The sequence below is a fragment of the Chloroflexota bacterium genome, assembly GCA_013152435.1.
Taxonomy (GTDB): Bacteria; Chloroflexota; Anaerolineae; order DUEN01; family DUEN01; genus DUEN01.
In genome coordinates this window covers 1-21246 of sequence record JAADGJ010000041.1, presented here as the reverse complement: position 1 = coordinate 21246, position 21246 = coordinate 1, and the positions used below count along the sequence as shown (strand labels likewise).

Below are 21246 nucleotides of genomic sequence, written 5' to 3'. Positions count from 1 at the left end.
CCTCCCCCCGACAGGGATAACCCGATACAAGGGGTCGATCGGGCGGTATTATACCATGCCGCTCGCGGGCGACAAGAACGGGAGGAAGGACAGGTCAGCGACGGCGGCGGCTACGCTTTCGTGGAGGGGGCTCGCCGTGATATGCGGGCGCCTCGATGGCGAAGACCGTGCAGCGCGAGGTGTCCAGCATGCGGGTGCGCAGCCGGGGCTCCACCTGGTCGATGGGATCCGACGTGGTGATGACCGTGGGAAGCTGGGCCACATAGCGATAGTTGAGGAGCTGGAACAGCTTCTCCCGAGCCCAGGGGGTCGCGCTCTCCGTGCCCAGGTCATCCAGGATCAACAGTGGGGCGGTGCGGATCTCCTCAAATCGCTTGTCGTAGGAGACCAGGCTATCGGGGCTGAAGGTGGCGCGCAGATGGTCCAGCAAGTCGGGCACGACGACGAACATCGGCGCGCCGCGTCCCAGGGCGATCTGACGGTTCGCGATCGCGGCGGCCAGGTGCGTCTTGCCGCAGCCGAAGGTGCCGGTGAAGACCAGCCATCCTTTGGGGTCCTCGGCGTAGGCCCGGGCCAGCGCTACGGCCCGCTGCAGGTTCTTGTGCTCGCTGGCCGTCAACTCCTGGTCACGGGACTCGAACGTCTCAAAGGTCTGATGGCGGTGCAGGCCCAGGGTGCTCAACTCGGATTGGAACTGCTCGACGCCGGCCCGCCGGAAGTCGGGCGCCAGAATGGTCACGATCTGAACCAGCGCAGGATCGGAGAGCCGGGACCGCACCCGGATCTCGATGTCCTCCAGGCGCTGATTGCTGGTGATCACGGTGGGCAGGCGGGCGTTGTAGCGATAGTTGAAGATCTGGTAGAGTTTCTCCTGGGCCCACGGCGTGCTGGCCTGCGCGCCCAGATCATCCAGCACGAGCAACGGGGCCTGGCGGATGGTCTCAAAGCGCTCGTCGTAATCGATGGTGCTGGCGGGGCTGAAGGTGGCGCGCAGGTGGTCCAGCAGATCGGGGACGGCGACGAAGAGCACCGCATCGCCCTGGCTCAGGCGGGCGTTGGCGATGGCGGCCGCCAGATGGGTCTTGCCACAGCCGTAGCCGCCCAGAAGCAACAGCCACCCCTCCGGACGTTCGGCGAAGCGCCGGGCGATGTCATAGGCGGCGCGCAGGTTGCGCCGTCGGTCGTCCGAAAGCCCGATCCCCTCCGGGAGGAAGGTATCGAAGGTCATATGCTGCAGCGCATCCAGGTTGCTGAGCGCCCGCAGCCGGGCCTGGCGCCGCCGCTCGATCTCGACCGCCCGGCAACGACACGGGACGGCGCGCCCGAAGTCGGGATGGCCGACCGGGACATCCCGAACGATCCATCCCGTGCCGTGGCAGATGGGACAGCTCTCCGTGGAATCTACCTCGGGTTCAGTGCTCGATGAGGTCGGCATATTCGTCGGGGATGTAACGTCGGCGCCGAGCCTCCGCAGAATCTCGTTCAGCGATTCCATCGTCCTTCCCCTCGGCGGCCCACCGCTCCAGGATGGCCCGCACGTATCGCCAGCTGCGCTTGTTCATTCGCGCCGCCTCGCGGAAGGCTTCCTCGATCCACTCGGGCGGATAGGTCTGCTCCGCCTCCCTCAGCTCATCCGCGATCAACGGCTGAAGCAAGCCGATGTTCTGCTCGTACAGGTTGAAGATGTTCGCCCGTTCGGCGCGCAGGTGTGTGACCTCCTCCGACGCCAGCAGCTCCTCTAGATCGGTGGTGTCGCCGCGCCGGATGCACGAGACGATCTCGCGGCTGCGGGCGGTGTTCATGAGAAGCCACTCCTCCTCGGGATGGCCCTCACGCCGCACGTAGATGCGCAGGAGGGTGCCCCGGGCCACCGCCCGGTCGATGGCCTCCGCCAGCGCCTCCTGGGCGGGCCGGCCGGTCGCAGCCAGCGCCTCCAGCAACCGCTCATCCGCGAAGAGATCGGCCCGACGCAGGTAGCGAATCTCCCCCCGCTGCCGGACCAGGCGCCAGAAGCAGTAGAGCGTCAGCTTCAGCTCCGCCAGGTCGTCAATGACCGGCAGCAGCTCCTGAAAGAACAGCTCCGGGACCTTGACCTGGCGCAGTTTCCCGGCCGGAAACCCGGCAAACCCTCGCATCCGCTCCACCGATCGCCCCTTCCTTTACTCGAACTCTGGGATCTCCAACTCCTCGCGATAGAGCTCCAGCTCCAGGAACTGCGTCAGCTCCTTCTTGAAGTAGAGGGAGACGGTTCCCGTCGGACCGTTGCGATGCTTGGCCACGATCACGTCGGCGATGTTCTGCCGATCAGTTGTCTCGTCGTACATCTCCTCTCGATAGATGAACATGACGATGTCCGCATCCTGCTCGATGGAGCCGGACTCGCGAAGGTCGGAGAGCAGGGGGCGCTTATCCGTGCGGGCCTCCACGGCGCGTGAGAGCTGGGACAGCGCCAGGACGGGCACGTTCAGCTCCCTCGCCAGCCCCTTGAGCGCGCGGGAGATGTAGGAGATCTCCTGCACCCGGTTCTCGGAGCGGAGATCGCCGCGCATGAGCTGCAGGTAGTCGACGATGATCAGATCCAGCCCGTGCTCGGCGTGCACGCGCCGGGCCTTGGTCCGCAGCTCCATGGCGGAGAGGGCGGGGGTGTCATCGATGAACAGCAGCGTGTCAGACAGCACGCCCGCGGCCTCCATCAGCAGGGGCCACTCATGCTCATCCACCTGGCCCAGGCGCAGCCGTTGCTGGTCGATCCCGGTCTCCGCCGACAGCAACCGCTGCACCAGCTGCTCGCTGGACATCTCCAGCGAGAAGAAGGCCACGCGCTGGCCATATCGCTTGGCGGCGTTGACGGCGATGTTCAGCGCCAGCGCCGTCTTCCCCACGGAGGGCCGGGCGGCCAGGATGATCAGATCGGACTTCTGGAAGCCACCCAACAGCTTGTCCAGCAGTCGGAAGCCGGTGGGCACCCCCATGAGCTCGCCCTGATGGCTGGCCAGGTAGTCGATGCGCTGGACCACCTCGTTCATGACCTGACGAATGGGGACGAGCTCCCGTTGCAAGCGACGCTCCGAGACGCCGAAGATGATGCTCTCCGCCTCGTCGATGATCTCCTCGACGTCGCCGGAGTCCTCGTACGCCAGCTGAGCGATCTGGCCCGCGGCCGTGATAAGCCGCCGCAGCACGGCGGTGCGCTCGACGATCCCCGCGTAGTGCTCAACGTGGATCGCCGTGGGCACCACGTTGATCAGCTCCGTGATGTAAGCCGGCCCCCCTACGTCCTGAAGCTGCCCGCGCCGCTCCAACTCGTCACAGAGCGTGACGAAGTCGGCGGGCTGGCGACGCTCGTGCAGATCCAACGCCGCCTGGTAGATCCACCGGTGCTTCTCCAGGTAGAAGTCCTCGGGATGCAGCCTCGGAGCGATCTTGATGATGGCGTCCGGGTCAATGAGGATCGAGCCGAGGACGGCTTCTTCGGCCTCGACGTTGGCGGGCACGAGCCGTTCTGTTGTGTCCGTGGTTCGGTCCATCTTACGAGCACCCAGCATGTGACTGGTGGCGATAGCCCGAATTGAGGTACACGTAGGCTATCGGGATCGCCCATGTCGACGTACGCGACACTCGCAGGGCAAGGTAGCCCCGCCCCACCAGCATGGGCAGATGGCAGGGCACGCGGCGGCGCCGCGCCCTTACAACACGATGGCCAGGAAAGTCACACCCTCTATTCCAATATGAGCGATCGGAATATGAAGGCGAGGCCGGTGAGCCTCGCCCTGGATCCAGATATACGTCGGAGGAGGCCAACGGCCGCTCCAGACGAATCGCAGCCGCTCACTCGTCGTCGTCGCCGAGCCCTTCCATGTCCAGTCCTTCCACGAAATCGCGGAAGATCTCCAGGTCCTCCTCGGAGGGCTCGTCATCCGGCTCCGGTCGGCGACGCTCCTCCGCCTCGCTGACCTCTTCCACCCCCTCCTCGGCGACGATGCTCGCCCGGTCCATGACCTCTTCCGCCACGAAGACGGGGACTTTGGTGCGCACGGCCAGCGCGATGGCGTCGGAGGGGCGAGAGTCCACCTCTATCTCCTCGCCGTCCACGTCCAGGATGATGCGGGCATAGTAGGTGTCGTTCTGCAGGTCGTTGATGATGACGTGCGATACGCGGGCGCCCAGCGTCTCGATCATGCGTTTCAGGAGGTCGTGAGTCAACGGCCGGGCTACCTCCACGCCTTGAAGCTCGATGGTGATGGCGTCTGCCTCAAAGGGACCGATCCAGATGGGGAGATATCGGTCGCCATCGATCTCCTTCAGAACCACGATCCGATGCTGAGACATCAAACTCACGCGCACACTATCTATCGATACCTCTATCATGCACGACCTCCCACATGTGGCCGGGGATGGGGCTCCCGACCCGGTCATTGTGTGGAGCGATTATACCACAACAGAGAATCGGCGGACAAATGCACCCGCGCGACGGCGCTTTTCACGCGGCAGGCTCCGGTCGGCGTCAACCGGGGCCGCCCGAGAGCAGGCTCCCCCCATCTCCGGGGCAACCCAAAGGAGCAAGCCCGCCCTTTCCCCCTACGACCCCGCACCGGAGCGTTTATATACGACGCCCATCTGTAACTCTGAACAGGTTTTCACAAAAAACGTGATGACAGCGAGGAACTTATGTGATATAATTACCACAAAGCATCACGATCCCCCAACCCCACCGTTTGGCTCGATGGCCGAGCGCAAACGGCGCTTCTACAAGCGATTACCTCTACTATCTTCTCAATCATCTCGATTATCCCGTCGCGCCCAGAAACCACACGCCCATCTCTACGCAGGAGGGAACCCGATGGCATCGTTACGGAGCGAGCTTCAGGAAGTCACTACATTCGGTCGACGTCGCGTGCTCAAATTCCTGCTAGGCTTTTCCGTCATCTCAACCCTGGTCGGTGTGCTCACTCCCATCATCGGTTATCTTATCCCTCCAGAGAGGGGAAGCGCGAAGGGGGCCGGACTGGTTCAGGTCGGCACCACCAAGGACATCCCGATTGGACAGGGCAAGGTGGTCTCATTGGGGAACAAGCCCATCATCGTAACGAACACCGACCACGGCGTGAAGGCGTTCTCCGCCATCTGCACGCATCTGGGCTGTATCGTGGTGTGGGACTCGACACGTCGGGTTATCGTATGCCCGTGCCACGACGGCCTGTTCAACCCGGTCACGGGCGCGGTGATCGCCGGCCCTCCACCCGCGCCCCTGCCGACGATGCCGGTCTCCGTGGAAGGCGAGAACATCTACGTAGGAGAGGCGTAACATGACGAGCCAACGGATTGAACACCCCTCCAGCCGATGGCTGCGGCTCATCAACTGGCTTGACGAGCGCTATCAGTTGCGAGCGCTCATGCAGGCTCTCCTGCACGTTTACATCCCCAGGGAGGCCAAGACCTTCTATCTGGGCGGGATCACGCTTTTCCTCTTCGCCGTGCAGGTCATCACCGGCAGCCTGCTCACCCTTTACTACCAGCCCACCCCGGATACGGCTTATGATAGCGTCCTCTTCATCACGAGCGATGTCACCTTCGGGTGGCTGATCCGCAGCATCCACGCCTGGGGCGCCAACCTGATGATCCTCTTCTGCATTCTGCACCTGCTGCGCGTCTACTTCCAGGGCGCCTACAAGCCCCCCCGAGAGCTCACATGGATGATCGGCGTCGCCCTGCTGGGCGTGACGCTGGGGTTTGGCTTCACCGGCTACCTGCTGCCCTGGGATCAGCGAGCCTACTGGGCCACGACGGTAGGCACCGAGATGGCCGGCGCCGTGCCTGTGGTCGGGGAATACCTCCTGCGCTTCCTGCGCGGTGGGATGGACATCACCAGCGCGACGCTCAGCCGCTTCTACGGCGTACACACCCTGCTGCTGCCCCTGACGCTGGGCGCCATCCTGGCCGCGCACATCGTCCTGATCCACCAGCAGGGGCTGGCGAACCCGCGTAAGCCGGCGGGAGGGCCATCCCAACCGACCGAAGAGGAGGAGAAGAAGGCCTTGCCCTTCTTCCCCCACTACGTCCTCAGCGAGGTCATCGCCTGGTACGTGATCATCGCCATCCTCATCGTCCTGGCCTCGGTGTTCCCGGCCGGCCTGGAGGAGAAGGCAGATCCGCTGCAGACGCCACCCCACATCAAGCCCGAGTGGTATTTCCTCTCGCTATACCAGGTGCTGAAGTGGGTTCCACGAACGGTGGGAGTGCTCGCCCCTATGGGCGCCATCGTCCTGCTGCTGTTGCTGCCGTTCATCGACCGCAACCCAGAAGTGGTGCCGCGTAAGCGCCCCATCGCCATCTTTCTCGGCCTCGCGACGGTGATCGGCATCATCGTGCTGACCCTGTTGGGGCTGTTCAGCTAGCGCGCCACCCCACACAGACGCAAAGGGCCCAAACACCACAGGCATTTTCGCATACAACGGGGGAAGAATCATGTCGGAGAAGAAAGCGAGACCTCACCTGGTAGCCGGCCTCCTGCTGATCGCGTTGGTGATCCTGCTGACGGCAGGATCGGTCCAGGCGCAATCCTCAACGCCCCAGGAGCCGGGCGCGCCGGCCTCCGAAGCACCATCAGAGACCGGCCCGCCCATCCCTCACACCCTCATCGGGCACTCAAACTGTCTGATCTGCCACGCGGAGGGCTTCAAGGGGGCGAACATCATCCCCGCCGATCACGCAGGCTATGAGAACGAGGAATGCCAGCGCTGCCACGAGCCCAGCGTCGTCTCCGACATCCTGCCTTCCTTCTTCGAGGTGCCTCCCGGCGAGCTTCCACCTCCGATCCCCCATCCGCCGGCCGACGGCCAGAACACCTGCTTCGACTGTCACGTGAAGCTGGGGGACAAGCACACGGAGATCTCCGAGCAGTGGGAGAAAAGCGTCCACGGAAAGGCGGAGGTCGGCTGCGCCGACTGCCACGGCGGCGATCCCCGCACGGACGAGATGAACCTGGCCATGCTCCCGGACGCGGGCTACATCGGCGTGCCCCCTCGGATCGTCATCCCCGAGATCTGCGGCGGATGCCATTCCGACGTGGAGCGTATGCGCCAGTACAATCTCCCCACCGACCAGTACGTTAAATACGTCAGCAGCGTACATGGCTCAAAGGTCAAGCAGGGAGACATCCGGGTGGCCATCTGCGTGGACTGCCACGGAGCGCACGACGTCAAAAAGGCATCGGATCCCTCGGCAGACGTGTACCCGCTCAACATCCCCAAGCTGTGCGCCCGCTGCCACTCAGATGCCGATCTCATGGAGCCCTACAACATCCCCACCGACCAATACGATCTCTACAAGAACAGCATCCACGGCCAGCGCCTGCTGAACGATCAGTACCTGCGGGCGCCATCCTGCGCCTCATGCCATGGCTCTCATGGCGCGCGCCCTCCCGACGACGAGGAGGTGGTCAACGTCTGCGGCAAATGCCACACGGCGACGGAGGACTACTATCAGCAAAGCCGGCACTACAAGATCGGGGAGAACGCGCCCAAGTGTTGGACATGCCACGGCACCCATGACGTCTTCAAGACGGATGAGAGCCTGTTCATCCACCAGGAGCCCCGCCAGGACGAGGAGAAATACTGCGGGAGCTGCCACGTCGATGAGAAGACGTTCCGGATGAACAAGGAGCGATTCGAACGCCCCGAGGACCGTCGCTGCGACACCTGCCACCACGAGGGGTCCCGGATCATGGTCCAGGTGCTGGCCCTCTACAACGCCCTGACGGAGGCGAATCGAGCCTACCTGGAGGCAGAGGAGACGATCCAGCGCGCCGTAGCGCTGGGGATGATCGTCACGGAGGCGGAGTCCAAACTGGCCGCGGCCCGGACCAGCCTGATCCGCGCTCGCGCCGCCACACACACCACCAAGCTGCCCGTCGTGACCGAGCTCACCGATGACGCGACGGCCTCCGCCCTCTCCGCCCAGGAGATCGCCGCCGATAAAGTGGCCGAATACATCTTCCGCCGACGTTCCATGGTGGTGGCCGTCGGCATCATCGTGATCATCGTCGCCACGCTCTCCGTCCTCCGGCGCGAGCTGTATCGCCAGCTCCAGGAGGCGGAGGGGTCCGCCAGCAACGGCTCCTCGGAAGGTTGATAGGTACCCCCTAAAGCCCTCTTACGACACTGCCACCATCAGGGCGCTCATGCTCGCCGCCCGGCGACGTGAGCGCCCTTTCCTTATCCTCTGACGACGCCCCGCCCCTGGTCCACCAGATCCCCATGATGTCTCCACCAGTTCTCCATATTCACCGCGCACAATGGGAACCGATCTCACTCCCCTACAGCGCCTCGCGTGTGGGATCGATGTTTCAAGCCATATCCCGCCATCATCCCAGCGAGAGGACAAGGCCCGGGGGAGAAGGAGTGGGGGAGAGATCGGATCGAAACACGAGATCAGGAGGCTTTCCCATGACAACGACGGGCCGAACTCGACGCTCGCGCAAGAGATCGTGGACGCAGATCCTCCGCCGTGCGACCCAGGCGGCCTTCGCGCTGTACATCCTGGCCGCCAGCGTTCGACACGGCCTGTTGGAGGGGACGACGACCACCGCTTCCATCGATGCCCTGTGCCCCTTCGGCGGGCTGGAGACGCTGTGGCGCTTTCTCACCGAGGGCGCTTATGTGCCCAAGACCCACACGTCGAACCTCGTGTTAGGGCTGGGCCTGCTTCTCGGCACCCTGATCGGCGGAGCGGCCTTTTGCGGCTGGGTATGTCCCTTCGGCGCACTCCAGGACGCGCTGACCTGGCTGCGCACCAAGCTGCGCCTGCCCCAGGTGCGGGTGCCGTCCCGGCTTGATCGCTGGCTGCGTTACGGGCGATTCGTCACCCTGGCGCTGATCCTCTACATGACCGCCAGCACGGTCAAGCTGTGGTTCGCCAGCTATGATCCCTACCGCACCATCTTCGGGTTGGGCTGGCTGTTCGAGTTCAACATGGCCGAGCACTGGCCGGCCTACCTGGTCGCCATCACGGTGCTCGCCCTCTCCTTCCTCATCCCCCGTTTCTGGTGCAAGTACCTCTGCCCACTGGGCGGCGTGCTGAGCCTGCTGGGGCACTTCAGCCTGCTGCGCATTCGCCGCGACGCCCCCAGTTGCAAGAGTTGCGCCCTGTGTGAGACGCCCTGCCCGGTGGGTCTGCCCGTAGCCAGCGCCAACCCGAGGGTCAGCACCGACTGCATCGGCTGCCTGGCCTGCGTGGATGCCTGCCCGCGCCACGGCGCCCTGGAGGTGCAACTCGCACCGGCCTGGCTCGACGGGTTCCGCTCGCTGGCCCATCGCCTCCGTCGCCCGTCCACCACCAAGGAGGTCACGCCATGAAAGTCAACCGATATCTCATGCCCGGGCTCGTGATCGCCATTCTATTAGGGAGTGTGATCGTGGCACAGGCCACCGGCCAATGGATCGTCAGTGGTCGCGAGCGGATCGATGTCACGAACCTGACGTCCAGCGCTGACGTCAGGGGATGGATGACGCTGCAGCAGGTGGCGGACGGCTTCGGCATCGACCAGACGGAACTGTACCGGGTCATGGGCATCCCGGCTGACATCCCACCGGAGACGGCGCTGAAGGACATCGAGAAGATCCTGCCCGACTTCGAGGTCAGCGAGGCCCGGGATGCGCTCGCCGCATATCTGGAGGGGCAGGCCGAGGCGTCGGAGCCGCAGGAGATGGAAGAGCAGCCCACCGACGCGCCCTCGTTGAGCGAGGGTGACGAGCAAGCAGGGACCGCCGTCACCCCCACACCCGCCGAGCCCGTCGAGGCCGAACATATCCCTCAGGGTGACGGCAGCGGCACAGGGCCGACGCCCGTGCCGGAGGGGGAAGTCCTGGCCGGATCCGACATCAAGGGCCGGCACACGCTGCGGGAGATCTCGGATCAGGCGAAGGTTCCCCTGCCCGACCTGCTGGAGACGCTGGGGCTACCGGCGGACACCGATCCGGGCACCGCGATGAAGGACCTCATCCAGAGCGAGGCCGTTCCCGACATCGAGACGGTCCGCGCGGCCGTCACGGCGCTGCAATCCCGCTGAGGGCGCCCCAGACTCGACCATCTTATGGGAAAAGCTTGAACAATGGGCTAGCAGCGGCGGCTCCCACGCTGCCACCGGCTGAGCATGGGAGCTCAGCCTGCGGTTGGATCGTCGACTTATCGTCGGGCTGCCCAGCTCCGTCCGTTGTTGGATCGTCTGGATCCCGGCGATCCCCCGTAACTGTTCAGTCCCTTCGCCACCGAAGCTGGCATGGAACGCAGACGACGCGGATCCCCGCTGATCTCCGCAGTTTCTTTGAGAGATCCATGCTGATCAGCGCGCATCAGCGGGATCAGTGTCCCATTTTCAGCAGGATGTGAACAGTCATGTAACCCCTTCCCCTCCCCATGCCTATATGCTACAATAAATCATGACGGCGATCGAAGCGCGCCGTGGCGGCCCTCGCCGGATGGCCGGCCGCCACGGTTGCGTTTATCCCAGGATCCGGGAGCCAGCCATGACGCACCACGTACCACTCGCTCACCCCAAGCCGGACGCCCGACGATTTATCGACGCCCTCATGGGGCGCGCCCACCCCTCCAAGCCCCCGCTGGTCGAGTACCTGGTAGACGAAGTCGTCATGCGCCCCATCGTCACGAACCTGCTGGGCCGGACATGGGTCGATCCGGATGGCAGCCGGGAGGCCGAGAGGGCCTATCTGGACAACTTCATCGAGTTCTGGTACCGCATGGGCTATGACTTCGTGCGATTTGAGCGCAACATGGGATTCGAGGTCGGCCAGGTCCTGGCGGCCGACCCCGCGCCGGGCTCCACCAAGCAACGGGCATGGGTCGACCAGCACCACGGGCTGATCCGCACATGGGAGGACTTCGAGCGCTACCCCTGGCCCAGGATCGAGGAGGTGGACTTCTCCCCCTACGAGTACCTGAACGACCACCTGCCGGAGGGCATGGGGCTGATCCTCTCCCACGCGGGGGGCGTCTTCGAGCACATCTCGCAGATCATGTCGTACGAGGGGCTCTGCCTGGCGCTGTACGACACGCCCGATCTGGTCGAGGCCGTCGCCAACCGCATCGGCGAGCTCATGGTGCGCTACTACGAGCATCTGCTGGACCTGGACCGAGTGATCGCCATCTTCCCGGGCGACGATATGGGATTCCGCACCGGCACGCTTGTCTCCCCTGACGACCTGCGAAAGTATTGCCTGCCCTGGCACAAACGCTTCGCCGCCATGACCCACGAGCGCGGCCTTCCCTACTTCCTGCACTCCTGCGGCGATCTGGAAGCGATCATGGAGGACCTGATCGTCGAAGTGGGCATCGACGGCAAGCACTCCTTTGAGGATGCCATCCTACCGGTCCAGGAGTTCCAGGCACGATACGGACAGCGGATCGCCGCCCTGGGCGGGATCGATCTCAACATCCTGGCCGCGGCGTCGCCTGAAGAGGTGCGCCGGCACACGAGATATCTCATGGAGGTCTGCGGGAGCCGAAGACGATACGCTGTCGGCTCCGGCAACTCCGTCCCCAGTTATGTTCCCGTCGCCAACTACCTGGCCATGGTGGACGAGGCGGCGGCTTGAGAAGATCCGATTCGGAGGAGATACGGTGAGTCAGGAAGCAGGCCATCGTCACCTGAGTAGAGAGCGTCCCAATGGGATCCGTACATCGAAATGGCAGGATTGGGAGCTACGCTCCTTGGAGACTCCCGAGGAGATGACGGCTGTGGAGGAGTTACAGCGGCAGGTCTGGCCCGGCAGTGAGACCGACGTAGCGCCGGGCCATATCCTGCTGACCGCCGCTCACAACGGCGGGCTGGTGATCGGCGCCTACGTCAGGGACCGGCTGGTCGGGTTCGTGTTCAGCTTCCCCGGATTCGACCTCACGCCCGAGGGCCCCAGGCTCAAGCACTGCTCCCACATGCTGGGCGTGCACCCCGACTATCGGGATCAGGGCCTGGGGTTCGCCCTCAAGCGGGCCCAATGGCAGGCCGTGCGAGAGCAGGGGATCGATCACGTCATCTGGACATACGATCCGCTGCTCAGCCGCAATGCCCACTTGAACATCACCAAGCTGGGGGCCGTGTGCAACACGTACCTGCGGGAGGTCTACGGGCAGATGCGGGACGGGCTGAACGTGGGCCTGCCATCGGACCGATTCCGGGTCGATTGGTGGGTCAACTCCCGCCGGGTCGTGGAGCGGCTCACGGGGGAACCGCCGCCCCGCCGGGGCCTGTCACACTATCTGGAGGTCGGGACAAGGGTGCTCAACTCGGCCAGGTGGGACGAGGCGGGAAGGCCACTCCCGCCCGAATCCCCACAGACGGCGATGGAGGGTGGGCGCCCCCTCCCCACCGTCCTGGTGGAGATCCCGGCCGACTTCCTGGCGCTCAAGGCCGCCCGGCCCGATCTGGCCCTGGCCTGGCGGCTTCACACCCGCGCCCTATTCGAGGAGCTGTTCGCCAACGGATACCTGGTCACCGAATTTATTCACGAGTCGGGAACACCACCGCGCAGCTTTTACGTTCTGACGCATGACACGCCTGGAACGTAGGACGTGGAGCGGGAGGCGTGGAGCGAGAAAATCCTGCGTCTTGAATCCCAAACCTTGCATCTTGCATCCTGCATCCTGAATCCTGCATCCTGTACCCTGCCCGAGGAGCCATCATGAAAATCGACCAAGTCACTCTCTATCACCTGCGGATGCCGTTGCGGTCCCCCTTTGAGACCTCCTTCGGCCGCGCGTACGAGCGGGAGTGTATCCTGCTCGAGGTCCGTTCGGAGGGATTGATCGGCTACGGGGAGTGCGTGGCCGATCGGTCCCCCGGCTACGCATACGAGACCAGCGGCACGGCCTGGCACATCCTGCGCGATTTCCTGATCCCGGCCGTGCTGGGCCAGGACGTCGCCGGCCCTGAGGATTTCCAGCGCCGCGTGGCGGCCGTGCGCGGCCATCCCATGGCCAAGGCCGGGTTGGAGTTGGCGCTATGGGACCTGCAGGGAAAGCGCGAGGGGCAGTCGCTACGAGAGCTGCTGGGCGGCGAGCGCACTCGCGTGGAGGTCGGCGTGTCGGTGGGGATCCAGCCGTCGCCTGAGGAGCTGGTGAAGGTGGTAGCCGGATATCTGGATCAGGGCTACGGCCGCATCAAGATCAAGATCAAGCCCGGCCGGGACGTGGCCGACGCCCAAGCGGTACGCCAGGCCTTTCCCGACATCCGGCTGCAGGTGGACGCCAACTCGGCCTACACGCTGGAGACGGCCGCGGCGCTGCGTCCGCTGGACGACCTGAATTTGCTGTTGATCGAGCAGCCGCTGGCCGAGGATGATCTGTGGGACCACAGCCGGCTGCAGGCCCAGTTCAAGACGCCCATCTGCCTGGACGAGAGCATCCACTCCCCTCGCCATGCCCGTCAGGCGTTGGAGATGGGAGCCTGCCGCGTCATCAACATCAAGCAGGGACGGGTCGGTGGGCTGACGAACGCCGTCGCCATTCATGATCTGTGCCGGGCGCAGGGCGTGCCGGTCTGGTGTGGCGGCATGCTGGAGACGGGCATCGGCCGGGCGGCCAACCTGGCGCTGGCCAGCCTGCCCGGCTTCTCGCTCCCGGGCGACATCTCGGCATCCGACCGCTACTACGAGCAGGACGTCACCCAAGAGCGGTTCGTCCTGAACCCAGACAGCACCATCGACGTCCCGGACGGCCCCGGCCTAGGCGTGAGCATCGACCCGGCCGCGCTGGAGCGGTTCACGCTGGCCAGGCTCCGCCTGCCATGATCTCGCCCTGATGACGGGCGTAGCCGGGCGACCCGTTGGGTCGTCCCATTGGTATCAAGTTCAGCGATACGGAAGCGTGGCCCCACACCTCTGGGGTGGCTCGGAGGGGCTGCCGCCCCTCCGAAGAAATCTATTTTCAGGCCTTCACCTGCCCCGTGGGGCCAGAGGCCACCGGCCCAAGCCCCAACCAGGCAGGGAAAGGGCGGGAAAAAGAGTCTTTCTGCGGAGGGGGAAGCCCCTCCGCACCTCCCCTTTCAGGTGCGACCGCTCGTGGAGGGAAGAAGCGACAAGCGGGAGCCTCGCCCATGCTGTTCAGTTGATGCGAATAGGGCGACCCGTTGAGTCGCTCCTTACGTGACAACCGAGAGAGGAACTCCCATGACCCCAGAAGTCCGATACCATATGCTGCGACCCGATCAGATCGTGGCTCGACGGGAGGAGTGCCCCGTCGTGTATATCCCCATCGGCACGCTGGAGTGGCATGGCGTCCACAATCCGGTGGGGGCGGATACGTTGCAGGCCGAGGGGCTGGCTATCCTGTGCGCCCAGAAGGGCGGCGGATTGGTCCTCCCCCCGCTCTATTACGGCGAGAGCCGCGTGGAGGCGCTCATGGAGGCCAACGCCTCGGATCGGGATCTCATCGCCAAGCGGATGGGGCTCTCCCCGGACAACTTCCTCCCGGATCGGCAGCCCTTCACGGCGACGGAACAGGCGCTCAACTACCACAAGCTGCTGCTCCACATCCTGGCCGAGGCGGAGAGCCTCGGCTTTGAAGTGGGCGTGCTCGTGGCCGGGCACTACCCGCTCATCGACCACGCCCGCGCGGCCGTGCTCCAATTCAACCAGCGGGAGCACAGCAAGCGTCACGGCATGCTGGCCTGGGCCTTCGTCGACTATCTGCTGGTCCAGGACCAGTACGAGGAGGCCGGGGATCACGCGGCGGGATGGGAGACTTCCCACCTGCTGGCCCTGCACCCGGAGACCGTCGATCTGAGCCTGCTGCCGCCCAAGGGCGAGAAGCTCATCGGCGTGGGTGGGCGCATGCCGCCCCAAGACGCCACGGCCGAGTTCGGCTGGGAGACGCTGGAGGCCGCCGCGGAGCTCGCCATCCGGGAAGTGCACCACCGGCTGAGGCACCGGGAGATGTACCGGGGGCATGGGAACTCCCTACGCGAGGGGCTGTGGCGACTCGAGATTGGAGAGTAGTCACCACGTCCCCGCGACGCGCCAAGAAAGCGAGCGGCGCGCTCCATCCGCCGCCCACCGTCCATCGTCTTAAAGATCAACGTCAGCGCTCAGAACTGCAGAGGGATTGGCATCCTACGGAGGGAAAGCCATGTCCACAACGGAGAACGAGACGACACAAGCGCCGGAGCGAATCATCGCGGCGCACGATACCATCGCCCTGGGCGTGGCGGGCGATCAGGTCGAGATCAGGAATTCCCTGATCGGCACCGCCGCCGCCGGGAATATGACCGTGCACGACTCGCTCATCCTGGTCGCCGCCGCGGGCTCGGTTGAGGGCGAAGCCCAGGTGCTCATGGAGGCCTCCACGGCGCTGCTGCTCGGAGCCACCTTCGGCGCCGTGCTGGCCATCGTCGGCCGGTTGTTGAGACGCCGATAGAGCAGGGGACCAACATGCTGTCCCCGCCATCTGACAAAGCGGTAGAAGCCACGGGAGCCCTTCGCCCCAGGAGCATTCTCACATGAGGGAAAGCAGGCTCACCCGCCGCCAATTCCTGCGTTCAGCGGCAACGGTGACGGCCGCCGCCGCCATGGCCGCCTGTCAATCGGCCGCCACACCCACATCTACTCCCAGGGAGGACGCACAGATGACTGCCACGGTATCCGATCAGGGCCAGCCGATCTACAAAGACCCCTCACGGCCCGTCGAGGAGCGGGTGGACGATCTCGTCTCCCGCATGACGTTGGAGGAGAAGGTCTCACAGATGGTGCACGCCGCCCGGGCCATCGAGCGGCTGGATATCCCGGAGTACGATTGGTGGAACGAGTGCCTGCACGGCGTAGCTCGCGCCGGGATCGCCACCGTATTCCCGCAGGCCATCGGCCTGGCCGCCACATGGAACGTGGATCTCATGCACCGCGTGGCCACCGTCATCTCCGACGAGGCTCGCGCCAAGCACCACGAGTTCGTGCGGCAGGGCATTCGCGCCCGCTACACCGGGCTCACCTTCTGGTCGCCTAACATCAACATCTTCCGAGACCCGCGCTGGGGCCGGGGGCAGGAGACCTACGGCGAGGATCCCTATCTTACCTCTCGCATGGGCGTGGCCTTCGTCAAGGGGCTCCAGGGCGACGACCCGCGCTACTTCAAGGTCGTGGCCACCCCCAAACACTACGCCGTGCACAGCGGACCCGAGGCCGACCGCCATCACTTCGACGCCCGGGCCTCGGTGCGGGATATGCGGGAGACCTACCTGCCCGCGTTCAAGGCCTGCATCAAAGAGGGCAAAGCCTACTCCATCATGGGGGCCTACAACCGGACCAACGGCGAGCCCTGCTGCGCCAGCAAGACGCTGCTGGAGGAGATCCTGCGCAAAGAGTGGGGCTTCGAGGGCTATGTCGTCTCCGATTGCGGCGCCATCCGGGACATCTATATGTACCACAAGGTGGTGGACACGCCAGAGGAGGCCGCGGCCATGGCCGTCAAGGCCGGGTGCGATCTCAACTGCGGCGAGACGTACTACGCGTTGCTCAAGGCGGTGGGGAAGGGGTTGATCTCCGAGGAGGTCATCGACCGGGCCGTCAAACGACTGTTCACCGCCCGTTTCCGCCTGGGCATGTTCGATCCGCCGGAGATGGTCCCATACGCCCAGATCCCCTACGAGGTCAACGACTGCCCGGAGCACCGGGCGCTGGCGCTGCAGGCCGCCCGGGAGTCTATCGTCCTGCTGAAGAACGCCAACGGCTTCCTGCCGCTGTCGAAGGAGCTCCAGACCATCGCCGTCATCGGCCCCAACGCCGATGACGTCCCGGTGCTGCTGGGGAACTACAACGGCACCCCCTCGAAGGCCATCACCCCGCTGGAGGGCATCCGGAACAAGCTCTCTTCAGGGACGACGATCTACTACGCCAAGGGCTGCGAGGTGGTGGGCGACGACAGGAGTGGGCTCGCCGAGGCCGTGGAGGCGGCGAAGAAGGCGGACGTCGCCATCTTGTGTTTGGGCCTCTCCCAGGCCGTCGAGGGCGAGGAGGGACAGCGGGAGGGGCTGCCCAAGGGGTTGGTCAGCCAGGGCGACCGCACGGATATCGACCTTCCGGGCGTGCAGGAGGACCTGCTGAAGGCCGTGTACGAGACCGGCACGCCGGTGGTGCTCGTGCTGATCAACGGCAGCGCCGTCGCCGTCAACTGGGCCGACGAGCACGTGCCGGCCATCATCGAGGCATGGTACCCGGGCGAGGAGGGCGGCACCGCCATCGCCGACGTGCTGTTCGGCGACTACAACCCGGCCGGGCGGCTGCCGGTCACCTTCTACAAATCGGTCGACCAGCTCCCCCCCTTCGAGGACTACAACATGGCCGGCCGCACCTATCGGTACATGACCGAGGAGCCGTTGTATCCCTTCGGCTTCGGACTGAGCTACACGCGCTTCGAGTACGGCAATCTGAGGATCGAGCCGCAGAGCATCCGGCCGGGCGAGAACGTGCAGGTGGCCGTGGACGTGACCAACATCGGCGATCGGGCCGGCGACGAGGTGGTCCAGCTCTACGTGACGGACGTGGAGGCCTCGGTCCCCGTCCCGATCCGGCATCTGGAGGGCTTCACCCGCGTCCACCTGGCCCCTGGGGAGACGAAGACGGTCACGTTCACTCTAACCCCCACTCAGATGTCCGTGATCGATGACCGTGATCGCCGCGTGATCGAGCCGGGCGAGTTTCGTATCGCGGTCGGCGGCCGCCAGCCCGACGTGAAGACGAGAGACGGCGAGAGCAACGTGCTGACCGGACACTTCACCGTCACCGGCGAGGTGACAGAGATCGAGCTGTAGGGGCTGCCCTCGTGGCAGCCCCGTTGGGGTCAATTCAAGCGCCACGCTGACCCGCCAAGTGCCCACGAGGGACACGGGTACCTACAAGGGTAAGATGTTTACAAGGAGCATTCCATAGGCATCAACCGCAACGTCATGCTAACCTCTCTTCCGGGTGGCGGAGGGTAGTGCCTTCCGCCACTCACAGATGGTGCAGAGCGCACGGCTGTGTATCCCTGCGGAATCCGTTGGTTGAACGAGACGATCTCGCCTATGATGCTCGAGAGGGAGGCGATGCAAGTCAGCCAGGTTATCCAGATCGCCCATGATTGGGTCCAGGAGATGGCCAGTCAGACTCCCGGATTTTGCGGGGCTTACCTCGCTGGCTCGATCAACCAGCTACAGGAGGAGGAGACGTTCCCTAGCTACAGGGATGTGGACATCTACATGGTCGTGGAGGATTTGGACCAAGTCCCCGCCCAGCGGGTTAAACATCTCTACAAAGGATGTTTCATTGAAGGCGTGTTCATGAGTCTGGAGGGACATTCGTCCTCCAAAGCCATTTTGTCCTCCCCTCTCTATGCCCCAAATATAGTTGTCGGCAGGATTCTTGCTGATCCCAGGGGCATCTTGTCGAATTTCCAGCAGATTGTGGAGAGAGAATACTCGCGCCGAAGATGGGTAAAGGCCCGTTGCCAGTATGAGAAGCGGATGGCCCTGGAACACCTTGGAGCGATGGACCCTAAAGGCCTTGCCGATGAGATGTTCTATCACCTGCTCTGGTTCGTGCTTGGCATCGGGGGGCTCATCGCCGTCGCTCATCTAAGACCGCCCACAGTCCGCAGGTGCCTGGCCTTGAGCAAAGAGTTGCTCCAGGCACAACAGAGGGCAGATCTGCACGAAGCTATCCTCGCGACGTGGGGGTGTGCGGACTTGACCCTCGATGAAGTCGAGTCCTGCCTGGAACAATGCGTATGGTGCTTTGACAAGGCTGTGCAGGTGATTCGCACGCCTTTCTATGGCGACTTTGACATCAGCCATGACGCCCGTCCTTACCTGATTGAGGGTTCTTATGAGATGCTCCGCGAGGGTTACCATCGCGAGGCCATGTTCTGGATCGCGATCATCCACTACCTTGCCAACAAAGCTATCCAGAATGACGGTCCTGAGGAAGAGAAGTCTATCTACCAGGCTGGCTTTGATCACACCTTGAATCTGCTCGGTTTGGGCAATGTAAGCCAGCGGCGATCGCGAATGCAGTCCGCACATGACCTCAAGACGGAAGTTTTTAAATTCGCCGACGAGATTGTGGCCGGTTATCCCGAATAGGTCGTAGCCTCTCCTTTTGTGCGAGGAAGCGGCTACCCGTTAGCGTTTGATGGAGCCGGAAATGAGGGAGCTCTGGTATGGCGACAACCGAGATTTAGTGAAGTGGGGCACTCTGGTGCAATTAGCACGGGAGGAAAGGATCAACAAGCTCGTACAGGTGGCCTTCCTCCGAGAGACGGAGCGGCCCCGCCTCCGATCCAATGGGGAGGAATTCCCGATCGCATGGGAAGTATGGAAGCATTTCCGCGACCTGCGGAACATCGAGGCTCTGGGCCAGCGTACAGGGATAGAGATCGAGGTGATAGATCGCCCCTTCGATGAGAGGAAGCGACGGGAGTACCTGGAATTTGTGAAGGGACTCGTACAACGAAACGGGACGGAGAGAAAGATCGTGTTGTTGGATCCAGATACCGGGATCGAGCCGAGGAACGTGCGACCGGAACACGTCACCGTAGAGGAGATCAAGGCGATATGGGGAGTGCTATCAGAAGGCGATTGGCTGGTGCTGTATCAACATCGGTGGAGAGCACAGGGGTGGATTGACAAGGCACGAGGGAAGTTTGCGAAAGCCTGTGGGGCAGGAAAAGTCCGAACGTACTTGGGGATGACGATAGCCCCCGATGTCGCTCTATTCGCGGCGAAGAAAGCATGAAGCCCCACAGGATTACTATATACGCGCATGATCACGAATGGAAAAACGGCGATCATCTTCCATTCGTCGTTCGTCCTTTGTCACATCATGAGATGAGAGGAACATGATGAAACTCGGCCTCGGACTATCCGCCGGAATGATCACGGAGGAGAACCTGCGGTTCGCCCGGCAAATGGGAGCCACCCACATCATCGCCCACCTGCCGGGGGAGGAGATGCTCCCCTCGACACGCGAGGGATATTGGTCCTACGAGGATCTGCACCGCCTGAAGACGTTCGTGGAAGATAGCGGGCTCAAGCTGGAGGCCATCGAGAACTTCCCGCCACACCATTGGGACCAGATCCTGCTGGATGGCCCCGGACGAGAGCGGCAGATGGAGAATCTGAAGAAGACCATCCGAAACATGGGCCGGGCGGGCATTCCCATCATGGGATATTACTTCAGCCTGGCGGGCGTGTGGGGCCGGGTGACGGGCCCGTTCGCTCGCGGCGGCGCCCTCTCCCCCGGCTACATCGAGAACCATGCCCCCGAGCAGACGCCGATCCCCCACGGCGAAGTGTGGGGTACTAAGATCAAAGACGACGCACCGCCGGGAGACATCGGCACGGTCACGCACGAGGAGATGTGGGAGCGCCTCGCCTACTTCCTGGAGAACCTGGTGCCCGTGGCGGCCGAGGCCGACGTCCGGCTGGCGGCGCACCCTGACGATCCGCCGATCCCCGTTTTGCGCGGCACGGCCCGGCTCATCACCCACCCCGACCACTATCAGCGCCTGCTGGACATCGTCCCCAGCCCCTACAACGGCCTCGAGTTCTGCCAGGGCACCATCGCCGAGATGCCCGGTGCGGACGTGTACGAGGCGATCCGGCGCTACGCATCCACGGGAAGGATCTGCTACGTCCACTTCCGCAACGTGCGAGGCAAGGCGCCCAACTATCGGGAGGTCTTCATCGATGAGGGCGACGTGGACATGATCCGGGCTCTGCGAATCTATCAGGAGTGTGGCTACGACGGGGTGATCATTCCCGACCACACGCCGCAGGCGACCTGCGCCGCGCCCTGGCACGCGGGCATGGCTTACGCGCTGGGCTACATGCGCGCCGCCCTGACGATGATTGAAGGATATGCATAGGCGACGGGGTTACCGATACCCGCCGCCTGTCCCCAAATGGACGAAAAAGGCTCTGCTTCAATACAATTCTCAGCGTCTTTGTGCCTTCGTGGTGAATGGTTAGACGTCCTTTAAGGGAATTCATGTCGCCTATTCCAAAAATGAGCGGAAAGCTCTTACCCCGGGCAAAGGCAGCCGATGCGAGACGGAGAAGGGAGGGTTGTTATAGGTCCAAACCCCTATTACTGCTTGTTCCCGCCGGTGCGTCCTTGAGGACACACCTATTCTGCGTGGAATGAGCGAGATGTCAGGGAGGCAATCATCTTCTGGCCGCCATCTTGCTCTTCCGGCAAGAGGGAAGGAGTC

The 21246-nt window shown here is 63.8% G+C and carries 17 protein-coding genes and 1 pseudogene; 14 read left to right on the top strand and 4 right to left on the bottom strand.

Annotated features, from left to right (window positions below; translation table 11 throughout):
- Nucleotides 1–706: 706 nt before the first annotated feature.
- From GXP39_05475 to GXP39_05460, 4 genes and pseudogenes are all read right to left on the bottom strand, one after another.
- A pseudogene (locus GXP39_05475) lies at nt 707–1435 on the bottom strand (ATP-binding protein).
- On the bottom strand, nt 1413–2144 hold the full coding sequence (locus GXP39_05470; protein NOZ27489.1) for a DnaD domain protein: 732 nt from the start codon (nt 2142–2144) through the stop codon (nt 1413–1415). Before GXP39_05470 ends, GXP39_05475 begins: the two are co-directional and overlap by 23 nt.
- 15 nt (nt 2145–2159) lie before the next feature.
- Nucleotides 2160–3527: a replicative DNA helicase gene (gene dnaB / locus GXP39_05465; protein ID NOZ27488.1), complete on the bottom strand. Its 1368-nt coding sequence runs from the start codon at nt 3525–3527 to the stop codon at nt 2160–2162.
- 301 nt (nt 3528–3828) lie between these two features.
- Nucleotides 3829–4368, bottom strand: a complete 540-nt coding sequence (locus GXP39_05460) for a bifunctional nuclease family protein (protein ID NOZ27487.1) — start codon at nt 4366–4368, stop codon at nt 3829–3831.
- A 472-nt stretch (nt 4369–4840) separates the two neighbouring features.
- Between GXP39_05460 and GXP39_05455 the strand changes: the two genes are divergently transcribed.
- From GXP39_05455 to GXP39_05390, 14 genes are all read left to right on the top strand, one after another.
- A complete protein-coding gene (locus tag GXP39_05455) occupies nt 4841–5305 on the top strand; it encodes a Rieske 2Fe-2S domain-containing protein (protein ID NOZ27486.1) in 465 nt (154 codons plus the stop codon).
- Nucleotide 5306: 1 nt separating this feature from the next.
- Entirely contained in the window at nt 5307–6395 is a 1089-nt protein-coding gene (locus tag GXP39_05450) for a cytochrome bc complex cytochrome b subunit (protein NOZ27485.1), read from the top strand.
- 70 nt (nt 6396–6465) lie between these two features.
- Nucleotides 6466–8130 (top strand): hypothetical protein, encoded by a 1665-nt coding sequence (locus tag GXP39_05445; GenBank protein NOZ27484.1) that lies wholly within the window; start codon nt 6466–6468, stop codon nt 8128–8130.
- Between the two features lie 314 nt (nt 8131–8444).
- Nucleotides 8445–9353, top strand: a complete 909-nt coding sequence (locus GXP39_05440) for a 4Fe-4S binding protein (GenBank protein NOZ27483.1) — start codon at nt 8445–8447, stop codon at nt 9351–9353.
- Nucleotides 9350–10066 (top strand): hypothetical protein, encoded by a 717-nt coding sequence (locus GXP39_05435; protein NOZ27482.1) that lies wholly within the window; start codon nt 9350–9352, stop codon nt 10064–10066. The genes GXP39_05440 and GXP39_05435 overlap by 4 nt, the downstream gene beginning before the upstream one ends.
- Before the next feature lie 457 nt (nt 10067–10523).
- Entirely contained in the window at nt 10524–11609 is a 1086-nt protein-coding gene (locus tag GXP39_05430; protein ID NOZ27481.1) for a hypothetical protein, read from the top strand.
- 133 nt (nt 11610–11742) lie between these two features.
- Nucleotides 11743–12579, top strand: a complete 837-nt coding sequence (locus GXP39_05425; protein NOZ27480.1) for a GNAT family N-acetyltransferase — start codon at nt 11743–11745, stop codon at nt 12577–12579.
- A gap of 113 nt (nt 12580–12692) precedes the next feature.
- On the top strand, nt 12693–13799 hold the full coding sequence (menC, locus tag GXP39_05420; GenBank protein ID NOZ27479.1) for an o-succinylbenzoate synthase: 1107 nt from the start codon (nt 12693–12695) through the stop codon (nt 13797–13799).
- 378 nt (nt 13800–14177) lie between these two features.
- The gene (locus GXP39_05415; GenBank protein ID NOZ27478.1) at nt 14178–15005 is read left to right on the top strand and encodes a creatininase family protein; all 828 of its coding nucleotides are present in this window, start codon (nt 14178–14180) and stop codon (nt 15003–15005) included.
- A gap of 130 nt (nt 15006–15135) precedes the next feature.
- Nucleotides 15136–15423, top strand: coding sequence for a hypothetical protein (locus GXP39_05410; protein ID NOZ27477.1), 288 nt, complete (start codon nt 15136–15138; stop codon nt 15421–15423).
- Between the two features lie 208 nt (nt 15424–15631).
- Entirely contained in the window at nt 15632–17809 is a 2178-nt protein-coding gene (locus tag GXP39_05405) for a glycoside hydrolase family 3 protein (GenBank protein ID NOZ27476.1), read from the top strand.
- A gap of 273 nt (nt 17810–18082) precedes the next feature.
- Nucleotides 18083–19117 carry a hypothetical protein gene (locus GXP39_05400; GenBank protein NOZ27475.1) on the top strand — a complete coding sequence of 345 codons (1035 nt, stop codon included), beginning with the start codon at nt 18083–18085 and terminating at the stop codon, nt 19115–19117.
- Nucleotides 19118–19178: 61 nt separating this feature from the next.
- The gene (locus GXP39_05395) at nt 19179–19769 is read left to right on the top strand and encodes a hypothetical protein (GenBank protein ID NOZ27474.1); all 591 of its coding nucleotides are present in this window, start codon (nt 19179–19181) and stop codon (nt 19767–19769) included.
- Nucleotides 19770–19875: 106 nt separating this feature from the next.
- Entirely contained in the window at nt 19876–20901 is a 1026-nt protein-coding gene (locus tag GXP39_05390; protein ID NOZ27473.1) for a TIM barrel protein, read from the top strand.
- Nucleotides 20902–21246 lie beyond the last annotated feature (345 nt).